The organism is Yoonia sp. I 8.24 (genome assembly GCF_022096995.1).
Classification (GTDB): domain Bacteria; phylum Pseudomonadota; class Alphaproteobacteria; order Rhodobacterales; family Rhodobacteraceae; genus Yoonia.
Genome location: NZ_JACXGQ010000004.1, coordinates 57,666 through 70,518, shown reverse-complemented (window position 1 = coordinate 70,518; position 12,853 = coordinate 57,666). Strand labels below are relative to the sequence as shown.

Annotated in this window: 12 protein-coding genes; 9 read left to right on the top strand and 3 right to left on the bottom strand. The window is 56.0% G+C overall.

The features are described from left to right. The first annotated feature begins 15 nt into the window (after nucleotides 1–15). The 6 genes from Yoon_RS08910 (at nucleotide 16) to Yoon_RS08885 (ending at nucleotide 4,946) form a co-directional block, all read left to right on the top strand. Nucleotides 16–891, top strand: a complete 876-nt coding sequence (locus tag Yoon_RS08910) for a MoxR family ATPase (protein WP_238111820.1) — start codon at nucleotides 16–18, stop codon at nucleotides 889–891. Further along, entirely contained in the window at nucleotides 888–2,069 is a 1,182-nt protein-coding gene (locus Yoon_RS08905; RefSeq protein WP_238111819.1) for a VWA domain-containing protein, read from the top strand. The genes Yoon_RS08910 and Yoon_RS08905 overlap by 4 nt, the downstream gene beginning before the upstream one ends. Next, a complete protein-coding gene (locus Yoon_RS08900; RefSeq protein WP_238111818.1) occupies nucleotides 2,066–2,854 on the top strand; it encodes an XdhC family protein in 789 nt (262 codons plus the stop codon). Before Yoon_RS08905 ends, Yoon_RS08900 begins: the two co-directional genes overlap by 4 nt. Then, nucleotides 2,847–3,455, top strand: a complete 609-nt coding sequence (locus Yoon_RS08895; RefSeq protein WP_238111817.1) for an NTP transferase domain-containing protein — start codon at nucleotides 2,847–2,849, stop codon at nucleotides 3,453–3,455. The genes Yoon_RS08900 and Yoon_RS08895 overlap by 8 nt, the downstream gene beginning before the upstream one ends. Before the next feature lie 113 nt (nucleotides 3,456–3,568). Continuing rightward, nucleotides 3,569–4,024 (top strand): CoxG family protein, encoded by a 456-nt coding sequence (locus tag Yoon_RS08890; protein ID WP_238111816.1) that lies wholly within the window; start codon nucleotides 3,569–3,571, stop codon nucleotides 4,022–4,024. Beyond that, nucleotides 4,005–4,946 carry an XdhC family protein gene (locus Yoon_RS08885; RefSeq protein ID WP_238111815.1) on the top strand — a complete coding sequence of 314 codons (942 nt, stop codon included), beginning with the start codon at nucleotides 4,005–4,007 and terminating at the stop codon, nucleotides 4,944–4,946. The genes Yoon_RS08890 and Yoon_RS08885 overlap by 20 nt, the downstream gene beginning before the upstream one ends. A 574-nt stretch (nucleotides 4,947–5,520) precedes the next feature. On the opposite strand, the gene fsa is transcribed toward Yoon_RS08885, so the two are convergent. Then, entirely contained in the window at nucleotides 5,521–6,174 is a 654-nt protein-coding gene (gene fsa, locus Yoon_RS08880) for a fructose-6-phosphate aldolase (protein WP_238111814.1), read from the bottom strand. Between the two features lie 84 nt (nucleotides 6,175–6,258). Between fsa and Yoon_RS08875 the strand changes: the two genes are divergently transcribed. Both Yoon_RS08875 and Yoon_RS08870 read left to right on the top strand, forming a co-directional pair. Then, nucleotides 6,259–8,451: a primosomal protein N' gene (locus tag Yoon_RS08875; RefSeq protein WP_238111813.1), complete on the top strand. Its 2,193-nt coding sequence runs from the start codon at nucleotides 6,259–6,261 to the stop codon at nucleotides 8,449–8,451. A gap of 89 nt (nucleotides 8,452–8,540) precedes the next feature. Then, nucleotides 8,541–10,079, top strand: a complete 1,539-nt coding sequence (locus Yoon_RS08870; RefSeq protein WP_238111812.1) for a methyl-accepting chemotaxis protein — start codon at nucleotides 8,541–8,543, stop codon at nucleotides 10,077–10,079. Here Yoon_RS08870 and Yoon_RS08865 read toward each other — a convergent pair. After that, nucleotides 10,076–10,666 carry a thymidine kinase gene (locus Yoon_RS08865; RefSeq protein ID WP_238111811.1) on the bottom strand — a complete coding sequence of 197 codons (591 nt, stop codon included), beginning with the start codon at nucleotides 10,664–10,666 and terminating at the stop codon, nucleotides 10,076–10,078. The two genes, Yoon_RS08870 and Yoon_RS08865, sit on opposite strands and share 4 nt — an antisense overlap. A 230-nt stretch (nucleotides 10,667–10,896) precedes the next feature. On the opposite strand from Yoon_RS08865, the gene arsH reads away from it, so the two are divergent. Further along, nucleotides 10,897–11,604 (top strand): arsenical resistance protein ArsH, encoded by a 708-nt coding sequence (arsH, locus tag Yoon_RS08860; RefSeq protein WP_238111810.1) that lies wholly within the window; start codon nucleotides 10,897–10,899, stop codon nucleotides 11,602–11,604. 92 nt (nucleotides 11,605–11,696) lie between these two features. Here arsH and Yoon_RS08855 read toward each other — a convergent pair whose 3' ends face one another. Then, nucleotides 11,697–12,815: a beta-ketoacyl-ACP synthase III gene (locus Yoon_RS08855; protein WP_238111808.1), complete on the bottom strand. Its 1,119-nt coding sequence runs from the start codon at nucleotides 12,813–12,815 to the stop codon at nucleotides 11,697–11,699. Between the last annotated feature and the right edge of the window lie 38 nt (nucleotides 12,816–12,853).

Below are 12,853 nucleotides of genomic sequence, written 5' to 3'. Positions count from 1 at the left end.
ACGCGGAGAATTTTGATGACTTGGACTGACCTACAAACCGCGCTGGGGCGCGAAGGATACGTCGCATCTGACGACCTGAGCGTTGCTTTGCAACTGGCCTTGTCACTTGGGCGGCCTTTGTTGTTAGAAGGCGCTGCTGGCGTCGGCAAAACTGAGATTGCGCGTACCCTGTCAGCAGTGAAAGACACGCAGCTGATCCGCTTGCAATGCTATGAGGGGCTGGATGCGTCCCAAGCCATCTATGAATGGAATTACCAGCGTCAGTTGCTCAGCATCCGTGCTGCGGCAGAGGCGGGTGAAACCGGTAAAACGGTCGAAGACCGCATCTTTTCGCGCGAATTTTTGCTCGAACGCCCGCTGCTCGCAGCGATCAGCCAAGACGTGCCACCGGTTTTGCTGATTGACGAAATCGACCGTGCGGATGAAGAATTCGAAGCCTATCTGTTAGAAATCCTGTCTGATTTTCAGGTCTCTATCCCTGAGCTTGGCACGATCACGGCGATCACGCGGCCGCTTGTGATTTTGACATCAAACGGCACCCGCGACCTCTCAGACGCGCTGCGGCGGCGTTGTCTTTATACCTACGTGGAATATCCGGACCGCGAGACCGAACTTGCGATCCTGAAGGCACGCTGTCCGCAGATCGATGCCCAGCTTGGCGCACAAGTGATTGGGTTTGTGCAAAAACTGCGCGAAGAAGAACTGGAAAAAACCCCTGGCGTGGCCGAGATGTTGGATTTCGCTGCGGCTCTGATGGGGCTGGGCATTGCGGATCTAACCAGCGACCCGGCTGCGTTGCAGGCGACGTTGACAACCTTGCTTAAGACGCAAAGCGATCAGGCGCAGATCACACCCGAAGTCGCCGGGCGTTTCGCAGGTAAAGCCGCATGAGCCGGGTCACCAAATTCGCAGGGCGTGATCCGGGACCGCGTGCGCGGGTCGCCGGGTTTATCGGGCATTTGCGTGACAACGGTTTGCGGCTTGGTGTGGCCGAGGCGGATATGGCACTATGCGCGCTTCGCCTCGTCAACGCCAGCGCCCCAGAAGAGGCACGGCGCGCCTTGCGGGCCGTCTGCACGGGCTGCAAGGAGGAGGCCGAACAATTTGATGCCTTGTTCGATAGTTTTTGGATGGATGCAGGGCGGGTCAAACAAAAGATCGTCCCCAGCCAATCAAGCCCTACAAGCGATGATGTGCATTCGTCACGCGACGCCAAGGGCGAAGATGCCGGGGCTGCAGGCAGCGCCAGCGCGCCAGACGATGGCGATGGTGACGCTGAAAGCGATGGGACCGGAAAGCTGATCGCGACCGAATTGCGTAACCTATCGCGCAAAGACCTGCGCGATCTCGTCCGTCCTGAAGATATCGCCGCTGCCGAAGTTGTCGCGCGTCGGCTTGGCGCTGCGTTGCGCGACCGTCGGTCACGGCGCCGGATTGCCGCGCGCAAAGGCGACAGGCTGCATTTTCGCAAGACCATCCGCCGCAGTCTTGCAACGGGCGGAGAGCCGTTGCACTTGCTCCATAAGCGCCGCCCTGACCGCCCACGTAAAATCGTGGCGCTTTGCGATGTCTCGGGGTCGATGACTATCTATGCGCAGGTTTTTTTGGGATTTCTATCGGGGTTGATGCGCGCCGATACTACCGCAGATGCTTATCTGTTTCACACCCGGCTTGTGCGGATCACCGAAGCACTGCGCGACAAAGATGCGATGCGTGCGATAGGGCGGATGTCCTTGATGGCGGATGGGTTTGGCGGTGGATCAAAGATCGGCCCGTCGCTTGATTTATTCGCGCAGACCTATGCGAAACGTTTTGTGGACGGGCGCTCTGTGGTGATGATCTTATCGGATGGATACGACACGGAGCCGCCCGAGATTATCAGTGCAGCACTGAAGAGGCTGAAAAAACGTGGCTGCAAAATCATCTGGTTAAACCCGTTGAAAGGCTGGAAAGATTACGCGCCTGTGGCGTCAGGCATGGCAGCTGCCGTGCCACATCTAGATTTGTTTAGCGCGGCCAACACCTTGAATGATTTGGCCGCCCTTGACCGTGAATTAGGTGCGTTATGACCCCTGCTGAAGTTCTCTCGTCTGATTTGGCCGAAGCGGCGCAAGCCTTGCGCGCCAAGGATGAACCCTTTGCCTTTGCCACAATCGTGCGCACGGCGGGGTCCACTGCGGCGAAACCGGGGGCCAAAGCCTTGCTTGGCGCGGATGGGACGATCTTGCGCGGCTGGCTAGGTGGGGGCTGCACGCGCGGGGCGGTGAAACAAGCGACCTTGCGCGCCTTAGAAGAGGGGAGACCACAATTGGTATCCGTCACCCCAGAAGATATGTTGGAGCAGATGGGCGTCGCCCCGGGCGAGGAAGTCGCAGGCACGCGGTTTGCTCGCAATGGGTGCCCGTCACGCGGGACCGTTGATATTTTCATTGAACCTTGCATACCCATGCCGCAGCTATTGGTCTTAGGCGCATCGCCAGTGGCGCAAGCACTATGTGAATTGGCTCCGCGGTTTCAGTGGACTGTCGCGAGTGCCCCGCCTGCGGCAAGTGAAGGCAACCAGCCACCAATAAAATGCGTGGTAGTGGCGACCCAAGGACAAGGGGATCTGGATGCGCTGAAAGCGGCGCTGTCGCAACCTTCGGGCTATATTGCCTTCGTTGGCAGTGCGCGCAAATTTGTGAGCCTGTCGGAAAAACTGATCGCCGCAGGCTGTGATGCGGATGCTGTCGCCCGCGTGAAGGCCCCGGCAGGGCTGGATATTGGTGCCGTCACCCCCGAAGAAATCGCGTTGTCCATATTGGCAGAGCTGGTGCAAACGCGTCGGTCCGCAGTGGTGGCAGACCATGACTGAGATCGGCACGATCTTACTGGCGGCAGGTCTGTCAACACGGATGGGCGCGCGCAATAAATTGCTGCTGCCCATTGGTGGCGTACCAATGATCCGGCATATGGTCGCAACCTACCATGCCGCGACTGGCCAATCTGTTTTGGTGGTCACCGGCCATGAGGCTGCACAGGTCGAAGATGCCTTGCGCGATTGCCCCGCCGAAATCTGTTTTAACCCCGATTTTGTGCAAGGGCAGGTCAGCTCTGTTGTGTGCGGGTTGCGTCGTGCAGGCGCAAAGGGAACGCTGTTTATCGGGCTTGGCGATCAGCCGCGATTAAGCCCGGCAGACCTTAGGCAATTGATTGCAGCACATGCCGCGATTGGGGGCAATAAAATCGCGATCCCGAAGTGGCAAGGACAACGCGGAAATCCAATTTTTATTCCTGAAAACTTGCGCGCAAGGCTGCTTGAAGACCCACGCGCGCCGGGCTGCAAATCCTTCACCCGCGCGCATCCTGAACAGGTTCAGTTTCACGCGCTGCCAAACCCCGGCTTTTACGCCGATGTTGACACGCCAGCCGCCTATGCGGCGTTGCACAGCACATTCAAGGAGGCCACAGTATGAAAAAACTTAAACACGCAATCGCACGTCTGCGTCGCAAGCTCGCCCCGACGCCAGAGCAAATCGAGACGCTCGCGACTATCAAATTTCCCTGTTGCTAAGAAAAGGACCCTTACATGGAACTCTCTGATGAAATCGTCATCAACGCATCACAAGAACGGGTGTATGCGGCGCTCAATGACCCTGAAATTCTCAAACAATGTATTCCGGGCTGCGAAGAGCTAATCAAACACTCAGACACCGAACTCGAAGCAAAAGTCGTGCTGAAGGTTGGCCCTGTAAAGGCCCGCTTTAGTGGCAATGTGCAATTGGACACGGGCGGGGCGCCTGATGCGTTTTCGTTGACAGGCCAAGGCAATGGCGGCGCTGCCGGGCACGCCAAAGGCGGTGCGGACGTCACGCTGATCGCGACCGATGCTGAGACAACGACCCTGCGCTACGAGGCCAAGGCCGATATCGGCGGCAAACTGGCCCAATTGGGCAGCCGTTTGATCCAAAGCACGGCGAAAAAACTGGCGGCGAAGTTCTTTAAATCCTTCGCGGATGTTGTGAATGAAGACGTCTCCGCCTGAGGTGTTAACTTACGCCGAACACGCGGCTGACATCATCACCAAAGCCGCAGAGCTGATCAAGGACGGGCAAAGGTTCGCCTTGATCACTTCGCTCGCCATCGAAGGTGGTGCCGCCCGCGAGGTCGGCTCCTTGGCTTTGGTCGCTGAAAGCGGCGCGATGACCGGGTATTTGTCGAATGGTTGTATTGACCGCGATATTCAACTGCATGGGGTAGCCGCCTTGCAATCGGGGGATAAAACCCTGATCCGCTATGGCGATGGATCGCGTTTTGCCGATCTTAAGCTGCCATGTGGTGGTGCGCTGGACGTACTTATTGACCCGAACCCCGATATCAATGCGCTTTTGGCGGCAAAGCAAGGTTTTGATGCGCGCCAAGCCGTGACGCTTGCTTTTTCGGCCGATGTGCAGGGCGAACTTGTCACCCGGCGGTTCACTTATGCCCCGCCTGTTCAGCTTTATCTTGCCGGGCGTGGAGCCATTTTTCGGACCCTTGCGCAAGCGGGGCACGCATCCGGGTTCCATATTGGCCTTGCTTCACCCGATCGCCTGGATCTCGACGCGATTGGTCATCTAGCCAAGCACCCGCCTTTGCATTTGACGACGCATGATCAGGCCGGCGCTCTGGATCAATTGGATGCGCACTCAGCGTTTTTAACACTGTTTCATGATCATGATTGGGAACCGGGCCTTTTGAAGTCTGCTCTCGCTACGGATGCGCATTTTGTCGGTAGTTTGGGCAGCCAAAGGACGCATGCGCTCAGATGCGAGACCCTGCGCCAAATGGGTGTGTCGGAGGGTGCCCTGTCACGGCTGCGCGGCCCGATCGGGCTGGTTCCATCACTGCGCGACGCATCCTTCATCGCGGTTTCCGCGCTTGCAGAAATCGTGGCAGCCTTCCCGTCAGCGATTAGGCGAGACTAACACCATTGCGCATTTAAAACAGGCGTAAGAGCGGCATTGCCAGGGGCGGATCTAGAGTGCGCCGCCATTCGCTTCGTGCATGCGGGCAAGGCCCATTCCGACAAAGAGTAAGATAAATATGGCGCCTACGATCAACTGAAACTCGAAAGCGAAGGTCTATCCTGTTTCCAGCACACCAATCGACAAGATCAGTACGCAGAACCATCCGGTACAAAACAAGCTATATTTCGTTCGATACATGTAAATCCTAATCGCCTGTCGGGGAGTGTACCCACGACCAATTTGCCGATCTCTTTCGGATTTTGAGAAAATCAAGATCATAAGTGATATGCAAAACCACATATGAAACAAAAAATATAAAAACATTCCAAAAAATGCCGCCGGCCAAGGCAGTATCAACGCAGGCAACATACAAGTTAGAAACCCACAAAATGCGCCGAACAGGAATGCGGTGAAGAGATCAAGTTTCGCCCAGAAGGTTTTCACTTGCATAAGGAATGTATGCAATTTCATCTCCGGTTTTCTGGTATCCAGCCGCCAAGCCACCCACAGGCAACTTGGCGGCAATCTTCACTTACAGAATCTTAATACCTGCTTTTTCGATGTCGGCCATGAACCCGGCCAAACCTTTGTCGGTCAGCACGTGGTTGGCCATACCTTTGATCACGGCTGGCGGTGCGGTTGCCACGTCGGCGCCGATTTTGGCGCAATCTGACATGTGGTTGGCGTTGCGGATGGACGCGGCCAAAATCTGTGTGTCGAAACCGTAGTTGTCATAGATTGTGCGGATGTCTTCGATCAGATCGAGACCGTCGATGTTGATGTCATCCAAACGGCCAATGAACGGGCTGATGAATGTGGCACCTGCTTTGGCAGCCAAAAGCGCTTGGTTCGCTGAGAAACACAGGGTCACATTGACCATGGTGCCTTCGTCGGAAAGTGTTTTACACGCCTTAAGGCCCGCCCATGTCAGCGGTACTTTCACAGCGATGTTGTCCGCGATCTTTGCAAGCTTACGACCCTCGGCGATCATGCCTTCAGCGTCGAGTGCAACGACTTCGGCAGATACCGGGCCATCAACCAGATCACAGATTTCTTTAGTCACTTCGAGAATGTCACGTCCAGATTTTGCAATCAGCGATGGGTTTGTTGTCACCCCATCAACCATGCCTAGGTCATTCAATTCTTTGATCTGGTCGATCTCGGCTGTATCTACGAAAAACTTCATGGGTTCACTCCGCCTATGGGTTGGTGTTTGTTGTGACAGCGTTTACCTGATGTCAGGCAAGCCGTGAACCCGCAAAAGGTTGTTATGACACAGAGCTATTTCCATGAAGGCGAGTTGGTTGGCGTTTTGACGGCGCAACCGCTTGATCGGCTGCTGGATTACAAAGCCCCCGAAGGCGGATGCCATCTGGGTGCATTTGTCGAGGTTCCGTTAGGCCCGCGTAAGGTGTTGGGCGTCGTCTGGGGGGCGGGGCAGGGCGATTATGACCGCAGTAAAATACGCGCGGTGATCCGTGTGTTGGATGTGGCACCCATGCGCGAAGAAATGCGTGTGTTTTTGACCCGTGCCGCTGACTATACGTTGACCCCGCTGCATGCGATGTTGCGCCTCGCCACCCGTGCGCCGGGACTTGGGGATGCGCCATCGATGCGCAAAGTGTACCGTTTGGCTGATGGTGTTCCAGATCGCATGACCGATGCGCGCGAAAAAGTGCTGACGGTGTTGCGCGACTATGGCGGGCTGTCGTTCACGCTAAAAGAACTGGCCGAGATGGCCGGGGTTGGTGCATCCGTGGTCAAAGGGTTGGTCAAACATGGCGCGATCCGCGAAGAAGAAGCCCCGCGTGACACGCCCTATCCGAAATTGGACCCTGATTACGGGGGTAAGGAACTCAGCGCTGATCAGGCGGCTGGCGCAGAAATGCTGCGCGCGGCGCTGCGGACCGATAAATACGGCACCACCTTACTGAAGGGCGTGACCGGATCGGGCAAAACCGAAGTCTATCTTGAAGCCGTCTCCGAATGCCTGCGCATGGGGCGTCAAGCGCTTGTGCTATTGCCCGAAATTGCGCTCTCGGGCGATTTTATTAACCGGGTCGAGGCGCGTTTCGGTGTGAAACCGGCTGAATGGCACTCTGGCGTGACCATGACCGAACGCCGCCGCTGTTGGCGGATGGTTGGCCAAGGCGATGCACAATTGGTCGTTGGCGCGCGCTCTGCATTGTTCCTACCGTTTCAAAACCTTGGGCTGGTCGTGGTCGATGAAGAACATGACACCTCTTATAAGCAAGAGGACGGCGTGCTGTATAATGCGCGCGATATGACCGTGCTGCGGGCCGCGATAAATGGTGCGCAGGTGGTCTTGGCATCTGCGACCCCAAGTTTAGAAAGCTGGGCGAATGTAGAGGCGGGCAAATACAAACGGCTTGAGCTGAAGTCGCGCTTTGGAGCGGCCGTTTTGCCAAAAATGACGGCAATCGACATGCGTGTCGAGGACCTGCCCGGCGGGAAATGGGTGTCTCCTTCATTGCGCACAGCCATCGCGGCGCGGTTGGAAAGAGGTGAGCAATCGCTCGTGTTTTTGAACCGGCGTGGGTATGCACCGATCACGATTTGCCGGGCTTGCGGGCACCAGATTGCCTGTGACCACTGCGATGCACGCATGGTTGAACACCGGTTTTTGAAACGTCTGATGTGCCACCAATGTGGTGAAACCAAACCAATGCCGACCGTGTGCCCCCATTGCGAAGCTGAAGACCGGCTAAGCGCCGTTGGACCAGGTGTCGAACGGATGGGCGAAGAGGTGGCCGCGCTGTTCCCAGAGGCCCGGATCGCGGTGTTGTCGTCGGATCTTTATGGCTCTGCGCGCGCGATGAAGGCCCATATCGAAGAGATCGCCGAGGGCGGCACAGATATTATTATTGGCACGCAGCTGGTCGCAAAAGGGCATAACTTTCCCAAGCTTACCTTAGTCGGTGTGATCGATGCTGATTTGGGGCTGCAGGGGTCCGATTTACGCGCGGCGGAACGCACGTTCCAACTGATGCGGCAGGTTGCTGGCCGGGCTGGGCGCGCAGAAACACCGGGCGAGGCGATGTTGCAAACCTACCAGCCCGAACATGCTGTGATCCGCGCAATTTTGGCTGGCGACGAAGAGGCATTTTGGGCCGCCGAAGCCGCCGAGCGCAAAGCGGCGGGTGTCCCTCCTTACGGGCGCATGGCGGGTATCATCCTCAGCAGCCCAAATGTGCAAGAGGTCTTTGATTTGGGAACAGAAATGGCGCGGCGGGATGCGCCGTTGCGCCGGATCGGCGCGCAGGTTTTTGGGCCGGCGCCCGCACCAATTGCACGGGTGCGCGGACGGCACCGAGTGCGGCTTCTGGTCAAGGCCGATAAGACCGCGCCGTTGCAACAGGCGCTTGCGCAATGGGCAGGGCAATTTCGGCTGTCAACAAATCTGCGCCTCACGATCGATATTGATCCGCAGAGTTTTTACTAGTGCGGTTCATCTAATCTTAAAATCTGTTGGGCCATAAACTGGCGAACGCCTGAATTTCGGCGGTGATTGTCAACAGATAGGTGACCCAAATGCACAGTGATTCGACGCAGCATCCAAAAGACCAAAGCGGTGTGCGCCTTGCGCTGTGGTTCTTGGCTGTTCTTACGCCATTGCCACCCGTGAGCGCATTATTGATCGGCAATGCAGCGATTGGGCTTGGTGTTTTTTCGATTGCTGCCGCTGGGGCTGCTGTCGCGACGGTCTATTTCTTGCCGGGTGCTGCAAAGGGAATGCTCGCCGCGGTGCTTCTTCTTCTCAACATGGCGCTGACGGTCGCGTTTAAGGGGCATCCATGGCAAATTGATACGCATATGATGTATTTTGCGGTGCTCGCGGTGATCGCCGTCATGTACGATTTCAAGGTTCTGCTTGGGTCTGCGGCATTCGTTGCGGTACATCACCTCGGGATGAGCCTTGCAATGCCAACGCTGTTGTATCCTGAAATGACGGGCGGGTTTATTGCGCGCACGATGATCCATGCTGGTATCGTAGTCATGGAGACCGTTATTTTGGGGGTGTCCATTCTACAGCGCAATACAATGGATGAGGCCTTAATATTACAACGAGACGCGATGCAAGAATCTCAGCGGGCCAGCGAACTTGCTGAACAAAACGCAACCCAAGAACGGCACGCGGCGACATCGGTTGTGCAACTGCTGAATGCGCGGCTTAAGACATTGTCAGAACAAGATCTGTCGCAAACACTTGATGAAGAACTGCCTGCGCAATTCGAAGATTTGCGGCAACACTTCAATGAATTGGTCTATAGCCTGCGTGATGTGCTCCAAACGGCGACTGAAACATCCGAAGAATATAACGTGAGCGCGCGCGAACTTTCGGGTGCTGCGGATGATTTGGCCCAACGGACAGAGGTGCAATCTGGGACGCTCTCAAAGACGGCGGAAAGCCTGCAGCAACTGACAAAAACGTTGCGCGAGACCGCTGACGGCGCAAAACAAGCTAATACCACCGCGTCAGAGGCGCGCGATAGCGCCGCTCAAAATGGTGAAATTGTTAAAAAAGCGGTCGATGCGATGATGCGTATTGAACAATCTTCATCGGAAATATCCAATATTATCAGCCTCATCGAAGACATCTCGTTCCAAACGAACTTGCTTGCCTTGAACGCCGGCGTTGAAGCCGCACGTGCGGGTGAAACGGGACGGGGGTTTGCGGTCGTTGCCTCCGAAGTGCGGGCATTGGCGCAACGGACATCAGAGGCGGCGCAGGGCGTCAAACAACTTATCTTCAAAAGTTCACAAGAGGTCGAAAACGGGTCTGAGCTTGTGAATGCGGCTGGTGAAGCGCTCGCCGGTATCGTCGAACAAGTTTCGCGGGCCAGTGAAATGATCGGTGATATTACCACGTCTGTCGACAATCAGGCTGGTGTGGTTCACGATCTGAACGACGCGGTGCAAACGCTCGACAGTGCGACGCAGCACAACGCTGCGATGTGCGAAGAAATGACGGCAATGGGGCACCAGTTGGCGCAGGGTGCAACTGGGCTATCGGGGGCACTATCGGGTTTCCGTTTCGCTCCGCCGACGTACGACCGGATGGCGAGCTAGGCTTTTGTCGTCTCGCCCATTTCTTCACGCCAATGTCGGCGACAAAGTGAAACGTAGCGGTCATTCCCACCGATCACTATCTGATCGCCGTCTTTCATGACATTCCCGGCTGCGTCTTTGCGCACGACCATGGTCGCCTTTTTTCCGCAATGGCAAATTGTGCGTACTTCCCGCATTTCGTCGGCCAATGCTAAAAGAGCAGCAGAGCCGGGAAACAGTTTTCCCAAAAAGTCCACCCGTAGCCCGTAGGTCATGATGGGCACTCCCAGATCATCGACCGCGCGCGCCAATTGCCAAACCTGATCGGCTTCTAGAAATTGCGCTTCGTCAATAAAGACACAGGCACAGGGCCCGGCGTCAAGACGTGCCTTGATCTTTGCAAAGAGGTCCTCGGAGGGTGCAAATGTATCTGCATCCGCGCCGATACCGATACGGCTGCCGATACGGCCCGCGCCAGCACGATTGTCCAACTGTGCAATCATGAGGTAGGTTTGCATACCGCGCTCAATATAGTTGTGGGACGCCTGCAAAAGCACGGTCGATTTGCCCGCGTTCATCGTTGAAAAGTTAAAGTATAATTTTGCCATGTGGCTTCATTAGCGCTGGGGCCGATGGCTTGGCAAGACACAAGCCGATAGTCGCCAAAACACGGTGCCGGATTTTTTGGAACGCTGCGCGATTTTTACGGCGGGAAAGGGTTAGTTTTTCGGTGACAGCATGCATGTCCCCATTTAGTGGAGATAGAATAGCCGCGGCATATTCGACGTCTCGGCGAAGATCGCGCAGTGACAAGGTGAATCGAAACAAAGGGTAGGCCATGGATAAAAACGACATGCCAAATCTGGTTAAAGATGCGTTACAGGCGCTAGATATTTCGTCGTTTGTGTCAGCGGATGATCCGGGGCACGCGCCACGTATTCTGCTGCTTTATGGTTCGTTGCGCGAAACTAGCTATTCGCGGCTTTGTGCAGAGGAAGGCGCGCGGATCTTGCGCGCACTTGGCTGTGAAACGCGGTTTTTCGATCCTTCGGGGTTACCCTTGCCCGGCGACGCAGAGGACACCCACCCCAAGGTTGTCGAACTGCGCGAACTTGTCATGTGGTCTGAGGGAATGGTGTGGTCGAGCCCTGAACGGCACGGCGCAATGACGGGGATCATGAAAACGATTATTGATTGGATTCCACTATCACCAATCGGTGGCATTCGGCCGACACAAGGAAAAACGCTGGCGTTGATCCAGGTGTCTGGCGGATCGCAATCGTTTAACACAGTAAACCAAATGCGCATTTTGGGCCGCTGGATGCGCTTGATCACGATCCCAAATCAATCCTCGGTGCCGATGGCATGGAAGCAGTTTGAAGGCGGGAGGATGCTGCCGTCATCGCTGTACAACCGGATCGTCGATGTGATGGAGGAACTCGCGCGCTTTACCTTGATGACGCGTGGGCGTTCTGCGATGTTAACTGACCGGTATTCTGAACGGGTCGAGACCCAAGAAGACCTGCATAAACGCGTGAGCAGTTAGATCAGCGGCACAATTGGGACGCCGCCACAGGCTGCGAGGGTAAGGAGGGCGGCGAGGAAAATAAATTTTTGCATTGGTGCTCCAATCAAGAATTAACAGCGTTCAACGATCACTGACCCAACGGAATAGCCCGCGCCAAACGAACAAATCAAGCCTTTGTCGCCGGGCGCGAGATCGCCCGAGTATTTGTTGAATGCGATGATCGACCCCGCAGAGGACGTATTCGCGTAGTCTTGCAAGACGTTGGGCTGCTCGTCGGGTTCGGGGGTGCGGCCCAAAACTCTTTTCCCGATGTAATCATTCATCGATTTATTGGCCTGATGCAGCCAAAGACGGCGCAAATCGCCGGCTTCGACACCCGTTTCAGTTAGGTGATCGGCAATGTGTTGGCTGACCAGTGGTAACACTTCTTTGAACACCTTCCGGCCGTTTTGCATGAATTGCATATCGCGGCGGTCGTCCATGGCGTCATGGGCGCGGCGCAAGAAACCGTTGTTATTGCGGATATTATTGCTGAATTGCGTGGCGCAGCGGGTCGACAGGACTTTGAAATGTGGCCCACTGATCCCTTCGTCGCGTTCAAGATAGGTTGCGGTGGCCACGTCGCCAAAGATGAAATGGCAATCGCGGTCGCGCCATTCGAGGTGCGCACTACAGATTTCCGGGTTCACAACGATTGCAGAGCGTATGGACCCGGCGCGGATCATATCAGCGGCTGTTTGGATGCCAAACGTCGCGCTTGAACAGGCAACATTCATATCAAAGGCAAAGCCAGCTGCGCCCAAAAGCTGTTGAATTTCGACGCCGACGGCGGGGTAGGCGCGTTCCATATTCGAGGCGGCACAGATCACAAGGTCAACATCAGCGGCGCTGCGACCTGCGGCGGCGATTGCCTTTTGCGCGGCATCGACGCCGATTTCAGCCATATATCCGGGGGCATCATCTGAACGTTGGGCAAGCCGGGGGAACATGCGGGTTGGATCAAGCGCACCAGCTTTATCAAGCACATAGCGATTTTCGATCCCAGATGCGGCGACGATAAATTCGGACGAGGAATGGGATTTTGCCTGCACTGTGCCTGCGTCAATCGCGGCGGCGTTTTCGGCATTCCAAAGATCTGCGTAGGCGTTAAATGCCGCGACCAATTCGTCGTTGGTGATGATTTCGGATGGGGTGAACAGCCCGGTTCCGGTGATGGCGACGTTATGCATGGCAACCCTCGTTTTGCGTTGGGCCACCATATTGCGCG

Coding starts and splice junctions, on each gene's coding strand:
- Yoon_RS08910 (WP_238111820.1), top strand. CDS start 16: ATGACTTGGACTGACCTACAAACCGCGCTGGGGCGCGAAGGATACGTC.
- Yoon_RS08905 (WP_238111819.1), top strand. CDS start 888: ATGAGCCGGGTCACCAAATTCGCAGGGCGTGATCCGGGACCGCGTGCG.
- Yoon_RS08900 (WP_238111818.1), top strand. CDS start 2,066: ATGACCCCTGCTGAAGTTCTCTCGTCTGATTTGGCCGAAGCGGCGCAA.
- Yoon_RS08895 (WP_238111817.1), top strand. CDS start 2,847: ATGACTGAGATCGGCACGATCTTACTGGCGGCAGGTCTGTCAACACGG.
- Yoon_RS08890 (WP_238111816.1), top strand. CDS start 3,569: ATGGAACTCTCTGATGAAATCGTCATCAACGCATCACAAGAACGGGTG.
- Yoon_RS08885 (WP_238111815.1), top strand. CDS start 4,005: ATGAAGACGTCTCCGCCTGAGGTGTTAACTTACGCCGAACACGCGGCT.
- fsa (WP_238111814.1), bottom strand. CDS start 6,174: ATGAAGTTTTTCGTAGATACAGCCGAGATCGACCAGATCAAAGAATTG.
- Yoon_RS08875 (WP_238111813.1), top strand. CDS start 6,259: ATGACACAGAGCTATTTCCATGAAGGCGAGTTGGTTGGCGTTTTGACG.
- Yoon_RS08870 (WP_238111812.1), top strand. CDS start 8,541: ATGCACAGTGATTCGACGCAGCATCCAAAAGACCAAAGCGGTGTGCGC.
- Yoon_RS08865 (WP_238111811.1), bottom strand. CDS start 10,666: ATGGCAAAATTATACTTTAACTTTTCAACGATGAACGCGGGCAAATCG.
- arsH (WP_238111810.1), top strand. CDS start 10,897: ATGGATAAAAACGACATGCCAAATCTGGTTAAAGATGCGTTACAGGCG.
- Yoon_RS08855 (WP_238111808.1), bottom strand. CDS start 12,815: ATGCATAACGTCGCCATCACCGGAACCGGGCTGTTCACCCCATCCGAA.